Source organism: Micromonospora chokoriensis (assembly GCF_000718555.1).
Lineage (GTDB): Bacteria > Actinomycetota > Actinomycetes > Mycobacteriales > Micromonosporaceae > Micromonospora > Micromonospora chokoriensis_B.
Genome location: NZ_JOAN01000024.1, coordinates 56,219 through 70,463, shown reverse-complemented (window position 1 = coordinate 70,463; position 14,245 = coordinate 56,219). Strand labels below are relative to the sequence as shown.

The window sequence follows — 14,245 nt, the reverse complement described above, 5'->3', positions numbered from 1 at the left end:
GTCAGCGCCTCTCGGAGTCGTCGCTGCCCGGGGCAGCGGTGCCGAACAGCTTCACGAAGATGAACGCGATGATCGCCACGGTGATGAAGATCAGCACCGACATCGTCGAACCGATGCCGAGGTTGAGGCCCCGGATCAGGTTGTTGTAGGCGAGCATCGACACCGAGGACGTCTCGTTACCTCCGGCGGTCAACACGAAGATGTTGTCGAAGACCCGGAACGCGTCCAGGGTGCGGAACAGCAACGCGACGAGGATCGCCGGCTTCATCACCGGCAGCATCACCTTCGTGAACTTCTGCCAGGCGGTCGCACCGTCGGTGGAGGCGGCCTTGAGCAGGTCCTCCGGCACCAACGCCAACCCGGCCATCAGCAGCAGCGCCATGAACGGGGTGGTCTTCCAGATCTCGGCCAGCATGATGATCGCCAGCGAGCTGGCCCGCTCGGTGAGCGGCGCGCCGTCGCTGAACAGATTGGCCAGGTAACCGGTGCCCGGCGTCCACGCGTACCGCCAGGAGAACGCGGCGACCACGGTGACGATCCCGTACGGGATGAGCGCCGAGGTCCGGACCAGACCGCGGCCGACCAGGGTGCGATGCATGATGATCGCCAGGCCCATGCCGAGCACCAGCTCCACGGCCACGGTGACCACCGTGATCAGCATGGTCACCCCGAACGCCGTCCACCAGAATTCGTTGGTCAACACGGTGACGTAGTTGTCCAACCCGATGAACTCGCGCTGGTCCGGGAAGCGCAGGTCGAAACGCTGCAACGACAGCCAGACCGAGTAGATGATCGGGTACGCGGTCACCAGGATCATGACCAGCGCGGCCGGCGCGCAGAGCAGCAGACCGAGCTTGCGTTCGGCCTTCTTGTTCTCGCTCAGCGGCGGCTTACGACGGCCGCCACGTTGGGTGGGCACGGTGGGGGTCGTGCTCTTCTCGACGGTGTCCGCGCTCACGGGAGCACCCCCTTCGACTGGAGGGCGTCGGAGATGGCGCCGCGCAGCTCGTCGGCGGTCTGCTCTGGCCGGATCGCCGACGGCGGCGACAGGATCGCCGACATGACGGTGGAGATGCTCTGGTACGCGGGGGTCAGCGGACGCGTCGCCGGGTCCTTCAGCTCCTCCAGGATGGTGTCCTTCATCGGGTACGCCTCGGTCATCTCCGGGTCGTCGTAGACGGCCTCGATGGTGGGTGGCACGCCGTCGTTGATGGCGGAGAACTTCTGGTGCTCGGCGCTGCGGATGCACCGGGCCGCCTCGAAGGACATCTCCGGGTGCTTGGAGTAGGAGCTGACCGCCAGGTTGACCCCACCGATGGTGACCTTGCTGGGGGTGCCCTCGTCGATGCCGGGGATCCGGGCCCAGCCGACCTGCTTGGCCAGCTCCGGGTCGGCCTCCTGAAGGGCCGGGTAGACGAACGGCCAGTTCACCTGGAACGCGCCCGAGCCGGACTGGAACTCCAACCGAACCGGGTCCTCGGTGGCGTTGCTGAACGACGGCGAGGTCACGCCCGACGTGGCGAACTTCTTCAGCTGCTCCAACGCCCGGACCGTGCCGTCGTCCATCACGGCCTGCGTGCCGTCGTCGTTGAGGATCTTTCCACCGGCGCTCTCGGCGAGGGTGTTGTAGAGGACGACCAGACCCTCGTACTGGGCGCCCATGGTGAGCACCTGGTACGGCTTGCCCTGCTCCTTGAGCTGCTGGGCAGCGCTGATCATCTGGTCCCAGGTGGCCGGCGGCTGCGGCACCAGGTCCTTGCGGTACCAGAGCAACTGGACGTTCGTGTTCTTCGGCGCCGCGTACAGCTTGTCCTCGTACCGGGCGGTGTCCAACGGCCCGGCGAGCGTGCCCTGCTCGACCTCGGCCTTGTCCTGACCGGTCCACTCGCGGATCCAGTCGGCGCTGGCGAACTCCTGCGTCCAGGTGACGTCCAGGCCGAGCAGGTCCATCCCGGTGTCCTCGGCGGCGAGCCGGCGCACCATCTGCACCCGCTGGTCGTCGGCCTGCCGGGGCAGCACCCGGTAGGCGATCTCGTACCGCCCCTGCGCCTGCGCGTTGCAGTCGTCGACGACCTTCTGCAGGTTCTGCTCGGGCGGGTAGTACAGGTTGATCGTCGGTGGGCCGCCGTCGTCGTCCGCGCCGCACGCGGCCAGCGGTGCGACAAGCGCCAGCGCGGCGGCCGCCGCCCCCAGCCGCACAATCGGCCGGCGTCGGTGTCGAGCCGTTTCGGGGTCCGTCATCGCCCTCCCCCTCTCCTCGGCGAAAGACCGGGGAGGGCGTCCGTGCCCCGGCGCACGGCGAGCTTTGTCCAACCCCGACGAGCTGCGAAAACGCCCCGGACCGGATGCTCTGTGCGGCTACACTGCCCCACCTGCGAAGCCGCGAAACCTGGATGTAATAGCGAGAGTCCGCATACCGACCGTCCGTGCTCGCCCTGGGCCGACGCCGCCTGCGTGATCGACTCGAGTTCCTGAAAGTCGCGCCGTCCTGGTGCGTGATCGACTCGAGTTTCTGGAAGCCGCGCTGTCCTCTGCCTCAGGAAAGCCCCGTTTGCAGGAGGCCGAGTCGATCACGCACGCGGACCGCGATGCCGCTCGCCATGCACGCGCACGGACCGCGACGCCGCCTGCTACGTAGGCGCGGGACCCGCCCCGGAAGGTGCCGGGCTAGCCGCCTGGCTTGGATCGGCGACTTTCCGCTCTCGGTATATCGCGACGCCAACTAGCGAGGTAGTATGTGTCGCATGGTAGCGGCGGAGAGCCAGTCGATCGACGACAACGACCGGCAGACCCAACTCCTGCGCGGCGCGCTGGACATGTGCCTGCTGGCGCTGCTGGCACGCGAGCCCGCGCACGGCTACGAGTTGGTGCGCCGGATGGAGACGGCCGGCTTCGGTGCAATCAGCTACGGCACCATCTATCCGCTGCTGACTCGGATGCGCCGACTTGGCCTTGTCGCTCATGAACAGCAGGTCAGTCCGACCGGCCCGCCCCGGAAGGTCTACGCGCTGACCGGGTCCGGGCGGGTCCACCTGGATGCCTGGCAGAAGCAGTGGAACCGCTTCACCGACACCGTTGACGCCGTTCTCTGCCCGCTCGAGCACAACCCCACGAGGAGTTGACCCATGGACACCATCGACCGCCTTCTGGGCGAAGCCGACCAGGCGTGGCGCGGATATGGGGTCGGCTCGGCCGATCGGGCGACACTCGCCGCGGACCTACGCCTCGACCTGCGGGCCGCGGCTGCCGACGGGGGCGATCCCGCGCAGTTGCTCGGTGGCGACGTGGCCGGCTTCGCCCGACGGCTCGCCGACGAGGCTGGCGTCCGACGCGTGCGCGGCGACTACAGCCGCATTCTCGGCACCGCACTGATCGGCGCGGTGCTCGGTGTCGCGCTCGGCTGCGGCCTCCTGATGGCGGCCTACCCGGCCTTCGTCCGCATGGTCGACATCCCCCGCTCGATCGACGTGCCAGTCCAGCTCGCCGTCGCCGTCTACTACGGCATACCGGCCGCCGTGGTCGCCGCAGGAGCGGTCATCGCGGTGCGGACCCGGCTACGCGACCTGCCCAAGATTCGGCGGACGGCTCGGTTGATGATCGTCCTCGTGCCGACGGCCGGCATCGTCATCACGCCGATCACCGTCGGCTTCGCCTGGTCCACCGACTACAGCACGGCACCGCCAGTAGTGGTCGCGGAGATCGCCATGGTCCTGGCCGCACTCGCTGGCGCGACAGCTCTGGCCCGCCGCCTGTCGCTCCGCGAGGGGCGGACCGTTTCCGACACCCGCAACCCAGATGCCACGAACTTCGAACCTGCCTGACGTGGAAGCCACAACAGTATGACAGGTGTAAGGTGCGCGTATGACAGAGCCGCAGCGCCGCTTCACGATCTCCGTGCCCCCAGACGTGAGTCAGATCCTGGAGAGCCAGGGCCACCGCATGGCCAGCGCCTACGTCACCGAGTCGGTACGCCGCCGCAGGCAGGTGGAGCAACACAAGGAGTTGTTGCTCGCCGCCGGCATGCACATCACTGAGCAGGGTGTCGCCGAGGCTCGGGCCCGCCGCCTGGGCGTGGAAGCCGAGTGGTCCGCGGAGCGGTTCGAGGCCGAGCGCGCCAAGATCCGCGCCGCCATGGAGGCCGAGATGAACGGCGACGACGCTGCTCCCCGCGCCGACGCCGCATGACCTCTGAGGCGAAGCCACCGGTCCGGCTGATCCTGGACCGGTCGGCCCTGCTGGGGTACGCCGTCCTCCGCACGGTGCACGTGGGCGAGCCCGTCCACGAGATCATTGAGGACGGGGTGCGGTTTGGCGTGCCGGTGGTGGCAGCCGCCGAAGCCCTGAACATGGCGACCGGCAAGGACCTGGCCCTGCTGCACAGTCTGCTGGCCCTGCCCGCCTGTGCGCTGCTGCCGGAGCGGGCGCAGGACCTACCGGAGCTGACCTTCTGGCAGCGCCGGACCCGCCGCTTCGACCTGGCCGCGGCCGCCGTGGCAGGCCTGACCCACGACGCCGCGGTGCTCACCGGCGAAGGGCCTGGCTACGTCGACGGGGTGCCACTGATCCACTTCCCGGGCTGAACCACGACCGGCCGAGCGTCAGCGCCGAGCCCTCGCCCAGGAGAGGAAGCGCTCGGTCATCCGGGTCGGCGGATGATCCGGGTGGAGCTGGGTGAGCTGGTTCGTCGCCTCGTGCATCAGAGTGCCGAGATAGATCAACAGTGCGGTCCGGCTGGTCCGGTACTCGGTGAGCAGGGCGAGCTTGGCCGGCTGACAGGGCCACTCGCTGCCACAGTTCCGGCACCTCCAGAGCGGGCGCATCGCGACGTGCGGCACGGGCGGACGGACCACCATCAGCGCCACCGCATCCCGGGCTGCTGGTCGGTCGGGCTCAGCACATCAACCTCCTCGGGGGGCGGGGAAGGGGCCGCTCCCGCAAGGGGGGAACGAGAGCGACCCCGGGCGGGGCCCGCCGCCGCCAACTCCGGCTACCAGCGGACCCGCCACTGGTGACAGTGTGGTGATCAGGCGACTACCGTCGATACGTGCTCGTCGCATCCGTGCAGCTCAACGCCGTAGACGAGCAACCCTGAAGGACACGCCGATCCACACTGAGCAAAGGTTGGGGAATCGATGGGGATGGTCACCGACTACGTGCTGGAGGAGCTGCGCCTGTTCCGCACCGGGCTCGGGCTCAGTCAGGACGACTTCGGCAGGGGCATCGGCTATTCGGGCTCGCACGTCAGCTCGGTGGAGACCGGCGGCCGAGCGCCCACGAAGGAGTACATGAGGGCCATCGACACCCACCACCCCACCGCTGGACGCTTCCAACGGATGCTGGACAGGTTGGCCCGGCTCGACGCGGTGCCGGCCTGGCTGCGTGAGTGGATCGAGTTCGAGCGCGAGGCGACCACGCTGCGCTGGTTCGAGCTGGCGTACGTCCCGGGCCTGCTCCAGACCGAGCGGTACGCCCGCGCCACCCTCGCTGGTGGCCGGTTCGACGCCGAGGACGTCGACCGGATCGTCGCCTCCCGGCTGGAGCGGCAGGCGATCCTGCAACGCCCCCGCCCGCCGCAGCTCATCGCCGTCCTCGACGAGGCGGTGCTGCGCCGGCCGGTGCTCGACCAGCCGGGGCTCATGGTCGAGCAGTGCGAGCACCTGGCCCAGTTGGCGACGGCGGAGCATATCCAGGTGCACATCGTCCCGGTGGATGCTGGGATGTATCTGGGGCTGGCCGGGCAGTTCATCATCGCCGAGATGCCCGACGGCGAGCGGGTGGCTCACGCCGACAACCAGCTCACCGCGCAGTTCGTCGATGCACCGACCGACGTCGCTAAGCTGGCGAAGACGTGGGAGATCGTGCGCAACGAGGCGCTCCCCCGCCGGCAGTCAACCGAGCTGATCAAGGAAGTGGCGAAGTCATGGGCATGCTGACCCCGCAGTGGCGAAAGTCGACCCGATCCGGCGGCAACGGCGGCTCCTGCGTCGAGGTCGCCGACAACCTACCGACCATGGTCCTGGTCCGCGACACCAAGGACCGCGACGGCGGCACCCTGCACATCGACCCGACCGCCTGGAAGACATTCATCGAGTACGCCAAGCGGCACTGAGCGCTGACACGTCCGCCCGGACCAGGCATGCTGGGATGATGATCGCGCGCTTCAAGGACCTCTGCCTGGACGCCGCGGACCCGCTCGCGCTCGGCGGCTTCTGGGCCCGGGTGCTGCACGCTGACGTGGCCGATGCCGGTGACGGCGACACCCGGGTGGACCCACGCTCGGCACGCTCGGCCACCGAGTCGATCTGGGTGAACAAGGTGCCCGAGCCTCGGGTGGGCAAGACTCGCGTACACCTGGATCTGCGGTTGGCAGACGCGGAGCCGGCGGCGCTGCTCGCGGCCGGCGCGCGGCTCGTCGCCGAGCAGGGCGGCCAAGCCACCTGGTGGGTGCTGGCCGACCCGGAGGGCAACTTGTTCTGCGCGTACCCGGCCCAGGAGGGCAGCCGCCCCGGCCCGCTCGAACTGGTCGTGGCCTCGGCCGACCCGGCCACGCAGGCGACCTGGTGGGCCGGCGTGCTCGGCGGCGCTGCCGAGCACGGCTCGACCACCTCGTCGGTGCTCGGCGCGGCCGGGTTCCCCTGGGAACGCTGGGTGTTCGACAGGGTGCCCGAGCCCAAGACGGTCAAGAACCGCCTGCACTGGGACGTCGAGTTGACCGACCCGGAGCCCGGCGCACTGGTGAGCGCCGGCGCGACCCTGCTGGCGGAGCCGAGCGCCCGCAGCCGCTGGTGGGTGCTGGCCGACCCCGAGGGCAACGAGTTCTGCGCCTTCGCACCACGCCCCACCGGGTAAACGACCGACTACCCAGCGCGGGCAGCGTCGGCTAGCGTTTTGCTAGCGCCGTAGCCGGCGCGTTCGCCGCCGCCGTCGACACGCCTCCGGCCGACCCCACGCCTGCCCGAACGGTTGGTAATCGCGTGAACGCCCACCGCCGCTCCCCCGGTTCGGCAGGATCGTCCCAACGAGGAGGTGCCGTCGTGCAGGACACCCGCGCTCTCGCCCTGACATTCGAGGTGAGCGGCCTGCCACCGGTCAAGACCGAAGCGTTGTCCATCTTCGCCGCCGGGCATCGGCAGGCGACGAAGGTCCGCACCCTGCTCCAGGCCGCCCTCGCCGCGGCCCAGCGCACCGGCTGGACGCCGTTGCCCGGGCCGATCGAGGTCGACCTGGTGTTGCGCTGCCCGCCCGGGCACCGTACGTCCGACGCCAGCACCCTGCTCGGCGGCGTCTGTGCGGTGTTGCAGGACAAGAAGCGGGTGTCGACCATCGGCCTCGCCCACCTGGGCGTCCTGGTGGACGTCGCCCTCTACGACGACGACCGGCAGATCCGCCGATTGTCCTACCACGAGGAGCCGGCGGAGGACTTCTCGTACCAGGTGCGGATCGCCGCCGTACCGACCTTGGTTTGACCGACGTCCGCGGTGGGGTATCGCGGACGCCGACGAAGGGAGCACCGATGTCGGAGCCACATGTCACGCTCGACCCCCGCGGGCTCGACCCAGTGCAGCAAAAGCTGCGCGGGCCGTTGGAGGAGCAGCTGACCTCGGCGCTTCAGGCCGCCACCGACCGGGTCCGCGCCGACTACGCCGGCGAACCGGTCGAGCAGGTCTGCCAGCGATTGTTGGAGGAGACCCGCTCCGGGTTGCATCCCGACATCGCGGCCGGGTTCAACCCGGACATGGACGAGTTCTGCCGGGTGGCCGTGGCGATCGTCCGGCGCGAGGCCGGCTGAGCAGCCCTAATAGCGGCCGAGCTGGGCGTACGGGGTGAGCACGATGCGCGGCGAGAGCTGCGGGTCGAGCCACGTGAGCACGTCGACCAGATGGTTACGGGCCAGCGAGACACAGCCGGCGGTGGCGTTGCCGGCGCTGGTGCCGAACTGGTGCAGAAAGATGCCGCTGCCCGCGTCCGGCACCGGCTTCGGCACGTTCGGCGACATGTTGTAGGTGATCACCGCGAAGTACGTGTACGAGGGTGTCTCCTTCCACAGCGCCTCGCTGGCCCCGCCCGGGTTCGTCGCGCTCTGCTGGAAGGTGTTGTACCGCGCCGACGACGGATTTTCGTTCCACCAGTCCCCGCTGACCAGCCGGTGGTACGGGTACCGCACGCCCGGGTTGGCGGCGATGCCGTACATGGTGGGGCCGATTGAGTAGACCCCGGTGGGGGTGGTCGGCACGCCCTCCCTGTGGTTGTCGGTGAAACCCTTGGAGCCGATCCGGGCGGGCATCGACGACGAGGCCGGCTGCCAGCGATCCCGCACCCGCACGTACGCCTCCAGGGTCGCGTACGTGGTGGTGGCGGAGGCGGTGGTGACGACGACGACCTGCCTGGTCTGCGTCGGCAGGGTGGTCAACCGGGCGGCCAGGTTGCGGCGCGGCACCGTCGGACGGGTGGACCGGGGAACCGGCGCCGTGCCCCACGCCGAGGCCGGTGGCCTGGTCGCGCCGAGCGCGGGCGCCGCCGGGGTGAGCACGGCCGGCACGGCAAGACCCGCCGCCGCGCCGAGCAGGAGCTGTCTGCGCTTCATGCCGCCATCCTGACAGTCGAACCGGCACGCCGTCTGTCCCCACGCCGGGCGGGGCGTGTGCGCGGGTCTCCCCCTTCGCGCGATCAGAAGTGCCGCAGCAGGTCGGGGAAGGCGGCGAGGCGCAGCACTGCGCTGTCGGTCGGGTCCAACTCGTCGTCCTCCAGCACCCAGGTGTTCGCGTTCGGAATGAACACCGCGTTCAGCCCGGCCGCCCGCGCCGGCAGGATGTCGGACTTCGGGGAGTTGCCGATCATCCATGCGCTGGCCGGCGGAAACCCGTGTTCCCGAGTGAGCCACCGGTACGTGTCGACGTTCTTCTCGGCGACGATGTGCGCGGCCCCGAAGTGGTGCAGCAGGCCGCAGGCGTCCAGCTTGCGCTGCTGCTCCTCCTGGTCGCCCTTGGTCAGCAGCAGCAGCTCGTGCCGGCCGGCCAACTCGTCGAGCGCGTCGGCCACCCCGGGCATCAGCTCCACCCGGTGCTCGACGAGGGCCACCGCCAGCCGGTCGATCTCCTGGCGTTCGGAGTCGGTGGCCGGCCGCTCGCGCAGCCGCTCCAGGCACTCCGCCAGGCTGCGCAGGAAGACCTTGCTGCCGTACCCGTGCGCCACCGCGTTGGCCCGCTCGATGTCGTCGAGGACGGCCCGCAGCGCGGCCCGGTCCAGTGTGGGGTGGTCCAGCCAGCCCAGGAAGTCGTCGATCACCCGCTCGAAGACGACGTTGTTCTCCCACAGGGTGTCATCCGCATCGAAGATCAACACTTGTGCCTGCCGCCGCCCGGCCACGTCGACTGTCATGGCGTACCCTCCCCGTGCCCACCGCTGAAACACCGAGGGGCCAGGATAGGCCGCAGACAAACGTCAAGGTCCACGAATTATTCCGCCCGACAGATGCGGGGCGGCATGGTCACGGCCACCGCAGCAGCCGTTGTGCGATAAGCGCTTCGCGTTCCTCCTGCCCCTCGGGTCTAAGCCGACCACCACGGGTGAGCATCACGACGCCGTGCAGCAGGCTCCAGCCCACCTCGGCGAGGGTGTCCGGGTCCCGGCCCTCGGCCAGCGGGGTCAGGGCCGCCCGCAGCTCCGCGAAGACCGCCCGCGGCGCGGCCGGCACGCCATCCACGCCGAGGGCCAGGTCGGGGGTCAGCGCGAGCATCGCGTCATAGACCTCCGGGTTCGTGTACGCGAAGTCGAGGTACGCGGTCGCGACCGCCGGCCAGACCCCCTCGGGGCTGCCGGCGGTCTCCGCGTGCGCTTCGGCGAGATCGGCGGCCAGATCGGCGAATGCGCACACCGCGACGGCGGCGATCAGCGCTTCCAGATCGGGGAAGTGCCGGTAGATGTCGCCCATGTCGATCTCGGTGCGTTCGGCGAGCCGTCGGGTGGTCACCCCCGGCCAGCCCTCCACCTCGGCCAGCTCTCGTGCGACCGTGACGATGAGGTCACGCCGGTCCTGTTCGCTGGCCTTCTCCGCAGGTCCGGGCACGCACACGAGCGTAAGGGCGGACACCTGCCGTAGCTGCCAGGTGACGGATTGGTGACTGTTGTGGACGACCAGCCCCGCTTCCCACGTGCCACTGCCGCCCCCTGACTCGTTAGGCGAGGAGATCACCGTGAGGGAGGGCACGCGCGTGGCGGGCGGATGAGAGAAGAGCGCGGCGTACGGCTGCTGCGCGACGACGCCACCCGTCAGCGGGCAACCTTCCTGGAACTCTTTCTCGATCTGGTCTTCGTCTTCGCCCTCACCCGGATCTCCGCACGGCTGATCGCCGACTTCACCGACGGCCAGCGCGGCGTGTATGCGGGCCTCGGCCAGGCTCTGCTGTTGTTCCTGGCACTGTGGGCGGTCTGGTCGTTGACGGTCTGGTCGACCAGTTGGCTGGACCCGGAGGCGCCGATCGTCCAGACCGTCATCGTCATGACGCTGGTCGGCGCCATGACGATGGCCGTCGCAGTGCCCGACGGCTTCGGGACGCGGGCCGCCCTCTTCGCCATCACCTACGTCGGTCTCCAGATCGGCCGGGTGGTCTACTTCCACCTCGCCGGACACGGCCGACCGGACCCGCAACAGTCCTTCCGACTCCTGCTCTGGCTCGGTCTGAGCGCACCGTTCTGGGTCATCGGTGGTCTGGCCGACGACGGCACGGTACGCGGGCCGCTCTGGAGCATCGCCGTGCTGATCGACTACGCCGGGCTGTTACTCGGTTGGCCGACCCCCCGCATCGGCGGGCAACGGCTCGGCGTCCGGATGATCGCGGCGGAGCACCTGGCCGAGCGGTACCAACAGTTCCTTCTCATCGCGCTCGGCGAGGCGATCTTCGTCATCGGGTTGGCGTTCAGCGGCAGCGCGTTCCACGCCGACCAGACGGCGGGCTTCCTCCTGGCGCTGGTGACCACCGTCCTGCTCTGGCGGATCTACTTTCACGTCGCGGGCGGAATGCTGGACGAGGCCGTCAGCCGGTCCCGGGACGCCGCCCGGCTGGCGACCGACATGTCCTTCGCCCACCTGATCATGATCGCGGGGATCGTCCTGACCGGCGTCGGCTTCGAGTTGTTCATCACCGAACCGCTCGGGCACCTCCCGGCAGCCTGGCTCATCGCCATCCTCGGCGGCCCACTGCTCTTCCTCGCCGGGCGAGCGGCCCTCGAATACCAGGTCTTCGCCCGGGTCTCCCGGTCCCGGGTCGCCGGTGTGCTGACCCTCGTCCTGCTGGCGCCGGTGACGCTGCACATCGAACCGCTCGCCGCGGGCGGCGCCGCCGCCGTGGTGCTGCTCGGCGTCGCCGGCGCGGACACCCGACGCTCACGCCGACACCCACCGGAGACACCCTCGCCGCCGTTCTAGTCGTGGGCGGCCACGACTCTGGGTGCCGCGCGGCGGTCCCTGCCAGGTGAAGTCGGACGATGCCCGTGGCGTACGGGAATGCGCCGGCTCCTCCTGGCAGGGACCGCCTCAGCAACTGCGGCGTCAGGGCCGCTTGAGGATCGTGTACTGGATCACGTCATTGCGGAGCACGTCTCCGGAGACCTTCACGATGCGCAGCGTGTGCTCGGCATCCTTGAGCCCGGTGGCGACGAACGCCGGTCGGCCGGTGACCCGCACCGGGTTCGAGAGGCTAACGCGCTTGACCAGCTTGCCGTCGATGAAGACGTCGGCCTCGCCCTGATCGGGGCCGAGTGCCGTCCGCCACTCGACGCCAACGCCACGGAACGTGAAGGCCACCGCCGCGCCGTTCTCGGTCGCGGAGTGAACGTCGTCGCGGTGGTCACCCCGGAACCGGAAGTCGAACACCGCGTTGCCGACGGGCTGCGCCGCGAGGTACGCCTTCCCGATCGTCACGACCTGACCGTTGATGGTGTAGTCGGTTCCCTTGACCAACGCCTTTCCACCGTGGGCGATCGCCGCAAGCTCGCCCGGGTCGCGGCCGATCTCGACGGTGACGTCGGCCTGAGCGGACGCCTTCTTGTCGAAGGTCGCCGTGTTGGCGCTCAGCAGACTCTCCTGCCGCACGTCGAACTTGTCGAGCAGCATGTACGACCCCGAGCGCTTGACGCCGCGGATCGTGTGGGTGCCGTTGGGCAGGTCCGAGATGCTGTAGACCACCTGCTGCGCCTTCCGACCCGCGGCCGGGTCGAGATGGGTGCTGACCGTCTTCTTGAACTCACCGTCGATGTAGATGTCGACGTCGCCCTGGGACTCGTGCAGCTCCGTCACGTAGTCGACGCCGGTGCCGATGAACGAGTACTGGAACGCGTCGCCGTTGGGCTCGGCGTAGTGCACGTCGTCCTGAAAATCGCCGAGCCCTCGGTTGGTGCTCCGACCCCAGGAGCCCGTGTAGACGATCTCCGGGTTGTCGTTGTTCACCGAGATCGTCCGCACACCGGCTTCGGCCTGCTTCTTGGCAGCCTTCGCGCCGGAGGCCGACGAGTCCCGCACGTCCACCGTCAGCTGCTCCGCGACCGCGGCAACCTCGCGGTTGCCGTTGCGCTGCCACGCGCCCTCGTACGACACCCGCAGGTCGTCGTCGTTGACACTGACCGTCGAGTTCTTCTGCGGCGTGACCTTGAGCAACCGGACCCCGTGCACCGGCACGTCGTTTGCGACGTAGCCGCTCGCGAACTCGCCCAGGTCCTTCTTCGCCCACAGGTCGCGCACCTTGGCGGACCCGTTGAGGCCGAGATCGGCCCAGTTCACCGCCATGTTGGCCTCGGTGGAGCCGAGGTTGAACAGGGCCACGGTGTAGGAGTTGTCCTCGTTGAGCGAGAACCAGGTCTGCCGGTTGCTCTTGATGGAGAGGGGTTGGGCGGGCCGTCCGGCCTGGTTGACCGCGATCACCTCGCGGTTGGTCAACAGGTCCAGGCCGTAGGAGTCGAGCCGGGTCATGTCGTTGCCGATGTAGAGCGGCGCGGCCGAGACCGCCCAGAGCGTCGCGGCGGTACGCCGCTCGTCCCGGGTAAGCCCGTCCATCTGGCCGTTGCCCACGTTCAGCGAGTCCAGATCGTTCCACCCGCCGGGGCCGCCGTGGCGCCACCACTCGGCCAGCTTGGGGAAGAGTCGCGAGATGCTCGACCAGGCGGTGAGGGCCTCACCGGTGCAGTAGCACTCGACGTCCCAGTCGATCCGCCAGCCGTTGGCGTACTGCTTCCAGTAGTCGGCGTAGCGGATGTCGAGGGCCCAGGAGAGCTCGAACCAGATGCCGTGCCGGGCGAGGGCTTGCGACCACGCCTTGACGTCGTCGCGGGAGTCGACGGAGAGATCGTTGATGCCGGAGCCGGGGGTGACGCTGTCGAACTTCAGGAAGTCGACGCCCCATGAGGCGTAGAGGTCAGCGATCGAGTTGACGTACGCCTGCGCGCACGGGTTCTTGAAGTCGATCTTGTGCCCGATCTTCCAGTGGTCGCCCTGCTGCAGCGGTCGCACCGGCAGGTTCCCCGTCGTGCAACCAGGGGCTCCGTAGATGGGCAGGTTGGCATCGATCAGTGCGGACGAGATTCCGGGAATGCCGTACAGCCCGAACTTCTGCCCGTTGGCGTGCACGTGGTCGATGACGTTCTGCAGTCCATCGGGGTACAGCGTCTTGCTCGGCACCGGCCTGCCGTACTCGTCCACGCCGGAGTTCCAACCCGCGTCGACGTTGATGTACTCGTAGCCGTACGCCTGGAGCTTCTCGTGCATGGCATCGGACTGCGCCTTGAGCTGGGCGGCCGTGATCCAGGTGCTGCCGTTGGGCACGAACACCTGCATGCTGTAGCTGCTCCAGCCCATGTAGGGCTTCCGAGCCCGCTCCCCGGCAGGTGCGTACGGGGCGTTCGCGGCGGTGGTGGGGGCGGGCAACCTGGCGGCGGTCGCCGGTCCGGCTGAGGCCGCCGAGGCGGTCAGCCCGACGGGGAGGAGGGCGGCGACGGTCAGCCCCACGACTGCGCCTCGCATCGCCTTGTGGACTTTTCTGGTCATGAGCGGCACGTCTCTCTGTGTGTGTGACAGCTCATCGCGGTCACACCTCCGGGTTGGGGGGAACCGGGGTGGTGCCTGTTGCGATACGACCGACCAAAAGGGTCGGACGAAACATGGCCGAAACCTAAGTGGATTATTAAACTTCGTCAAGTATTGATTTGCGCGAACGCCGCTCCTACGCTCGGCAGTGCTCGACCGAAGCGGTCAGGA

The 14,245-nt window shown here is 69.1% G+C and carries 17 protein-coding genes; 10 read left to right on the top strand and 7 right to left on the bottom strand.

Features of this window, described 5'->3' with window-relative positions; all coding sequences use genetic code 11:
• Window position 1: 1 nt before the first annotated feature.
• Window positions 2-958 (bottom strand): carbohydrate ABC transporter permease, encoded by a 957-nt coding sequence (locus IF46_RS0127090; protein WP_030491217.1) that lies wholly within the window; start codon window positions 956-958, stop codon window positions 2-4.
• Window positions 955-2,241 (bottom strand): ABC transporter substrate-binding protein, encoded by a 1,287-nt coding sequence (locus IF46_RS0127085; RefSeq protein WP_030491216.1) that lies wholly within the window; start codon window positions 2,239-2,241, stop codon window positions 955-957. Before IF46_RS0127085 ends, IF46_RS0127090 begins: the two co-directional genes overlap by 4 nt.
• Before the next feature lie 503 nt (window positions 2,242-2,744).
• Here IF46_RS0127085 and IF46_RS0127080 point away from each other — a divergent pair.
• The 4 genes from IF46_RS0127080 to IF46_RS0127065 are packed head-to-tail and all read left to right on the top strand — an operon-like array spanning window position 2,745 to window position 4,580.
• Entirely contained in the window at window positions 2,745-3,122 is a 378-nt protein-coding gene (locus tag IF46_RS0127080; protein ID WP_036393422.1) for a PadR family transcriptional regulator, read from the top strand.
• A gap of 3 nt (window positions 3,123-3,125) precedes the next feature.
• Complete coding sequence (locus IF46_RS0127075) at window positions 3,126-3,821, top strand: hypothetical protein (protein ID WP_051724211.1); 696 nt, start codon at window positions 3,126-3,128, stop codon at window positions 3,819-3,821.
• A 40-nt stretch (window positions 3,822-3,861) separates the two neighbouring features.
• Window positions 3,862-4,185 (top strand): hypothetical protein, encoded by a 324-nt coding sequence (locus IF46_RS0127070; protein ID WP_030491213.1) that lies wholly within the window; start codon window positions 3,862-3,864, stop codon window positions 4,183-4,185.
• Entirely contained in the window at window positions 4,182-4,580 is a 399-nt protein-coding gene (locus IF46_RS0127065) for a hypothetical protein (RefSeq protein WP_030491212.1), read from the top strand. The genes IF46_RS0127070 and IF46_RS0127065 overlap by 4 nt, the downstream gene beginning before the upstream one ends.
• 18 nt (window positions 4,581-4,598) lie before the next feature.
• Here the strand turns inward: IF46_RS0127065 and IF46_RS0127060 are convergent, their stop codons facing one another.
• A complete protein-coding gene (locus tag IF46_RS0127060; RefSeq protein ID WP_030491211.1) occupies window positions 4,599-4,853 on the bottom strand; it encodes a hypothetical protein in 255 nt (84 codons plus the stop codon).
• A gap of 279 nt (window positions 4,854-5,132) precedes the next feature.
• Here IF46_RS0127060 and IF46_RS0127055 point away from each other — a divergent pair, with 279 nt between their 5' ends.
• The 5 genes from IF46_RS0127055 (at window position 5,133) to IF46_RS0127035 (ending at window position 7,789) form a co-directional block, all read left to right on the top strand.
• Window positions 5,133-5,933: a helix-turn-helix domain-containing protein gene (locus IF46_RS0127055; RefSeq protein ID WP_030491210.1), complete on the top strand. Its 801-nt coding sequence runs from the start codon at window positions 5,133-5,135 to the stop codon at window positions 5,931-5,933.
• The gene (locus IF46_RS0127050) at window positions 5,927-6,109 is read left to right on the top strand and encodes a DUF397 domain-containing protein (RefSeq protein ID WP_030491209.1); all 183 of its coding nucleotides are present in this window, start codon (window positions 5,927-5,929) and stop codon (window positions 6,107-6,109) included. Before IF46_RS0127055 ends, IF46_RS0127050 begins: the two co-directional genes overlap by 7 nt.
• A 38-nt stretch (window positions 6,110-6,147) precedes the next feature.
• Window positions 6,148-6,849 carry a VOC family protein gene (locus IF46_RS0127045; RefSeq protein ID WP_157563516.1) on the top strand — a complete coding sequence of 234 codons (702 nt, stop codon included), beginning with the start codon at window positions 6,148-6,150 and terminating at the stop codon, window positions 6,847-6,849.
• 185 nt (window positions 6,850-7,034) lie between these two features.
• Window positions 7,035-7,466: a hypothetical protein gene (locus tag IF46_RS0127040; protein WP_030491207.1), complete on the top strand. Its 432-nt coding sequence runs from the start codon at window positions 7,035-7,037 to the stop codon at window positions 7,464-7,466.
• A 47-nt stretch (window positions 7,467-7,513) separates the two neighbouring features.
• Window positions 7,514-7,789 carry a hypothetical protein gene (locus tag IF46_RS0127035; protein WP_030491206.1) on the top strand — a complete coding sequence of 92 codons (276 nt, stop codon included), beginning with the start codon at window positions 7,514-7,516 and terminating at the stop codon, window positions 7,787-7,789.
• Window positions 7,790-7,795: 6 nt separating this feature from the next.
• Here IF46_RS0127035 and IF46_RS0127030 read toward each other — a convergent pair whose 3' ends face one another.
• From IF46_RS0127030 to IF46_RS0127020, 3 genes are all read right to left on the bottom strand, one after another.
• Window positions 7,796-8,584 (bottom strand): L,D-transpeptidase family protein, encoded by a 789-nt coding sequence (locus IF46_RS0127030; RefSeq protein WP_030491205.1) that lies wholly within the window; start codon window positions 8,582-8,584, stop codon window positions 7,796-7,798.
• Window positions 8,585-8,667: 83 nt separating this feature from the next.
• The gene (locus tag IF46_RS0127025; protein WP_030491204.1) at window positions 8,668-9,366 is read right to left on the bottom strand and encodes an HAD family hydrolase; all 699 of its coding nucleotides are present in this window, start codon (window positions 9,364-9,366) and stop codon (window positions 8,668-8,670) included.
• Window positions 9,367-9,487: 121 nt separating this feature from the next.
• Window positions 9,488-10,066 (bottom strand): TetR/AcrR family transcriptional regulator, encoded by a 579-nt coding sequence (locus IF46_RS0127020; RefSeq protein ID WP_036393448.1) that lies wholly within the window; start codon window positions 10,064-10,066, stop codon window positions 9,488-9,490.
• A gap of 156 nt (window positions 10,067-10,222) precedes the next feature.
• Between IF46_RS0127020 and IF46_RS0127015 the strand changes: the two genes are divergently transcribed.
• On the top strand, window positions 10,223-11,425 hold the full coding sequence (locus IF46_RS0127015) for a low temperature requirement protein A (RefSeq protein ID WP_030491202.1): 1,203 nt from the start codon (window positions 10,223-10,225) through the stop codon (window positions 11,423-11,425).
• A gap of 123 nt (window positions 11,426-11,548) precedes the next feature.
• Here the strand turns inward: IF46_RS0127015 and IF46_RS0127010 are convergent, their stop codons facing one another.
• Complete coding sequence (locus IF46_RS0127010; protein WP_030491201.1) at window positions 11,549-14,035, bottom strand: X2-like carbohydrate binding domain-containing protein; 2,487 nt, start codon at window positions 14,033-14,035, stop codon at window positions 11,549-11,551.
• Window positions 14,036-14,245: the final 210 nt, after the last annotated feature.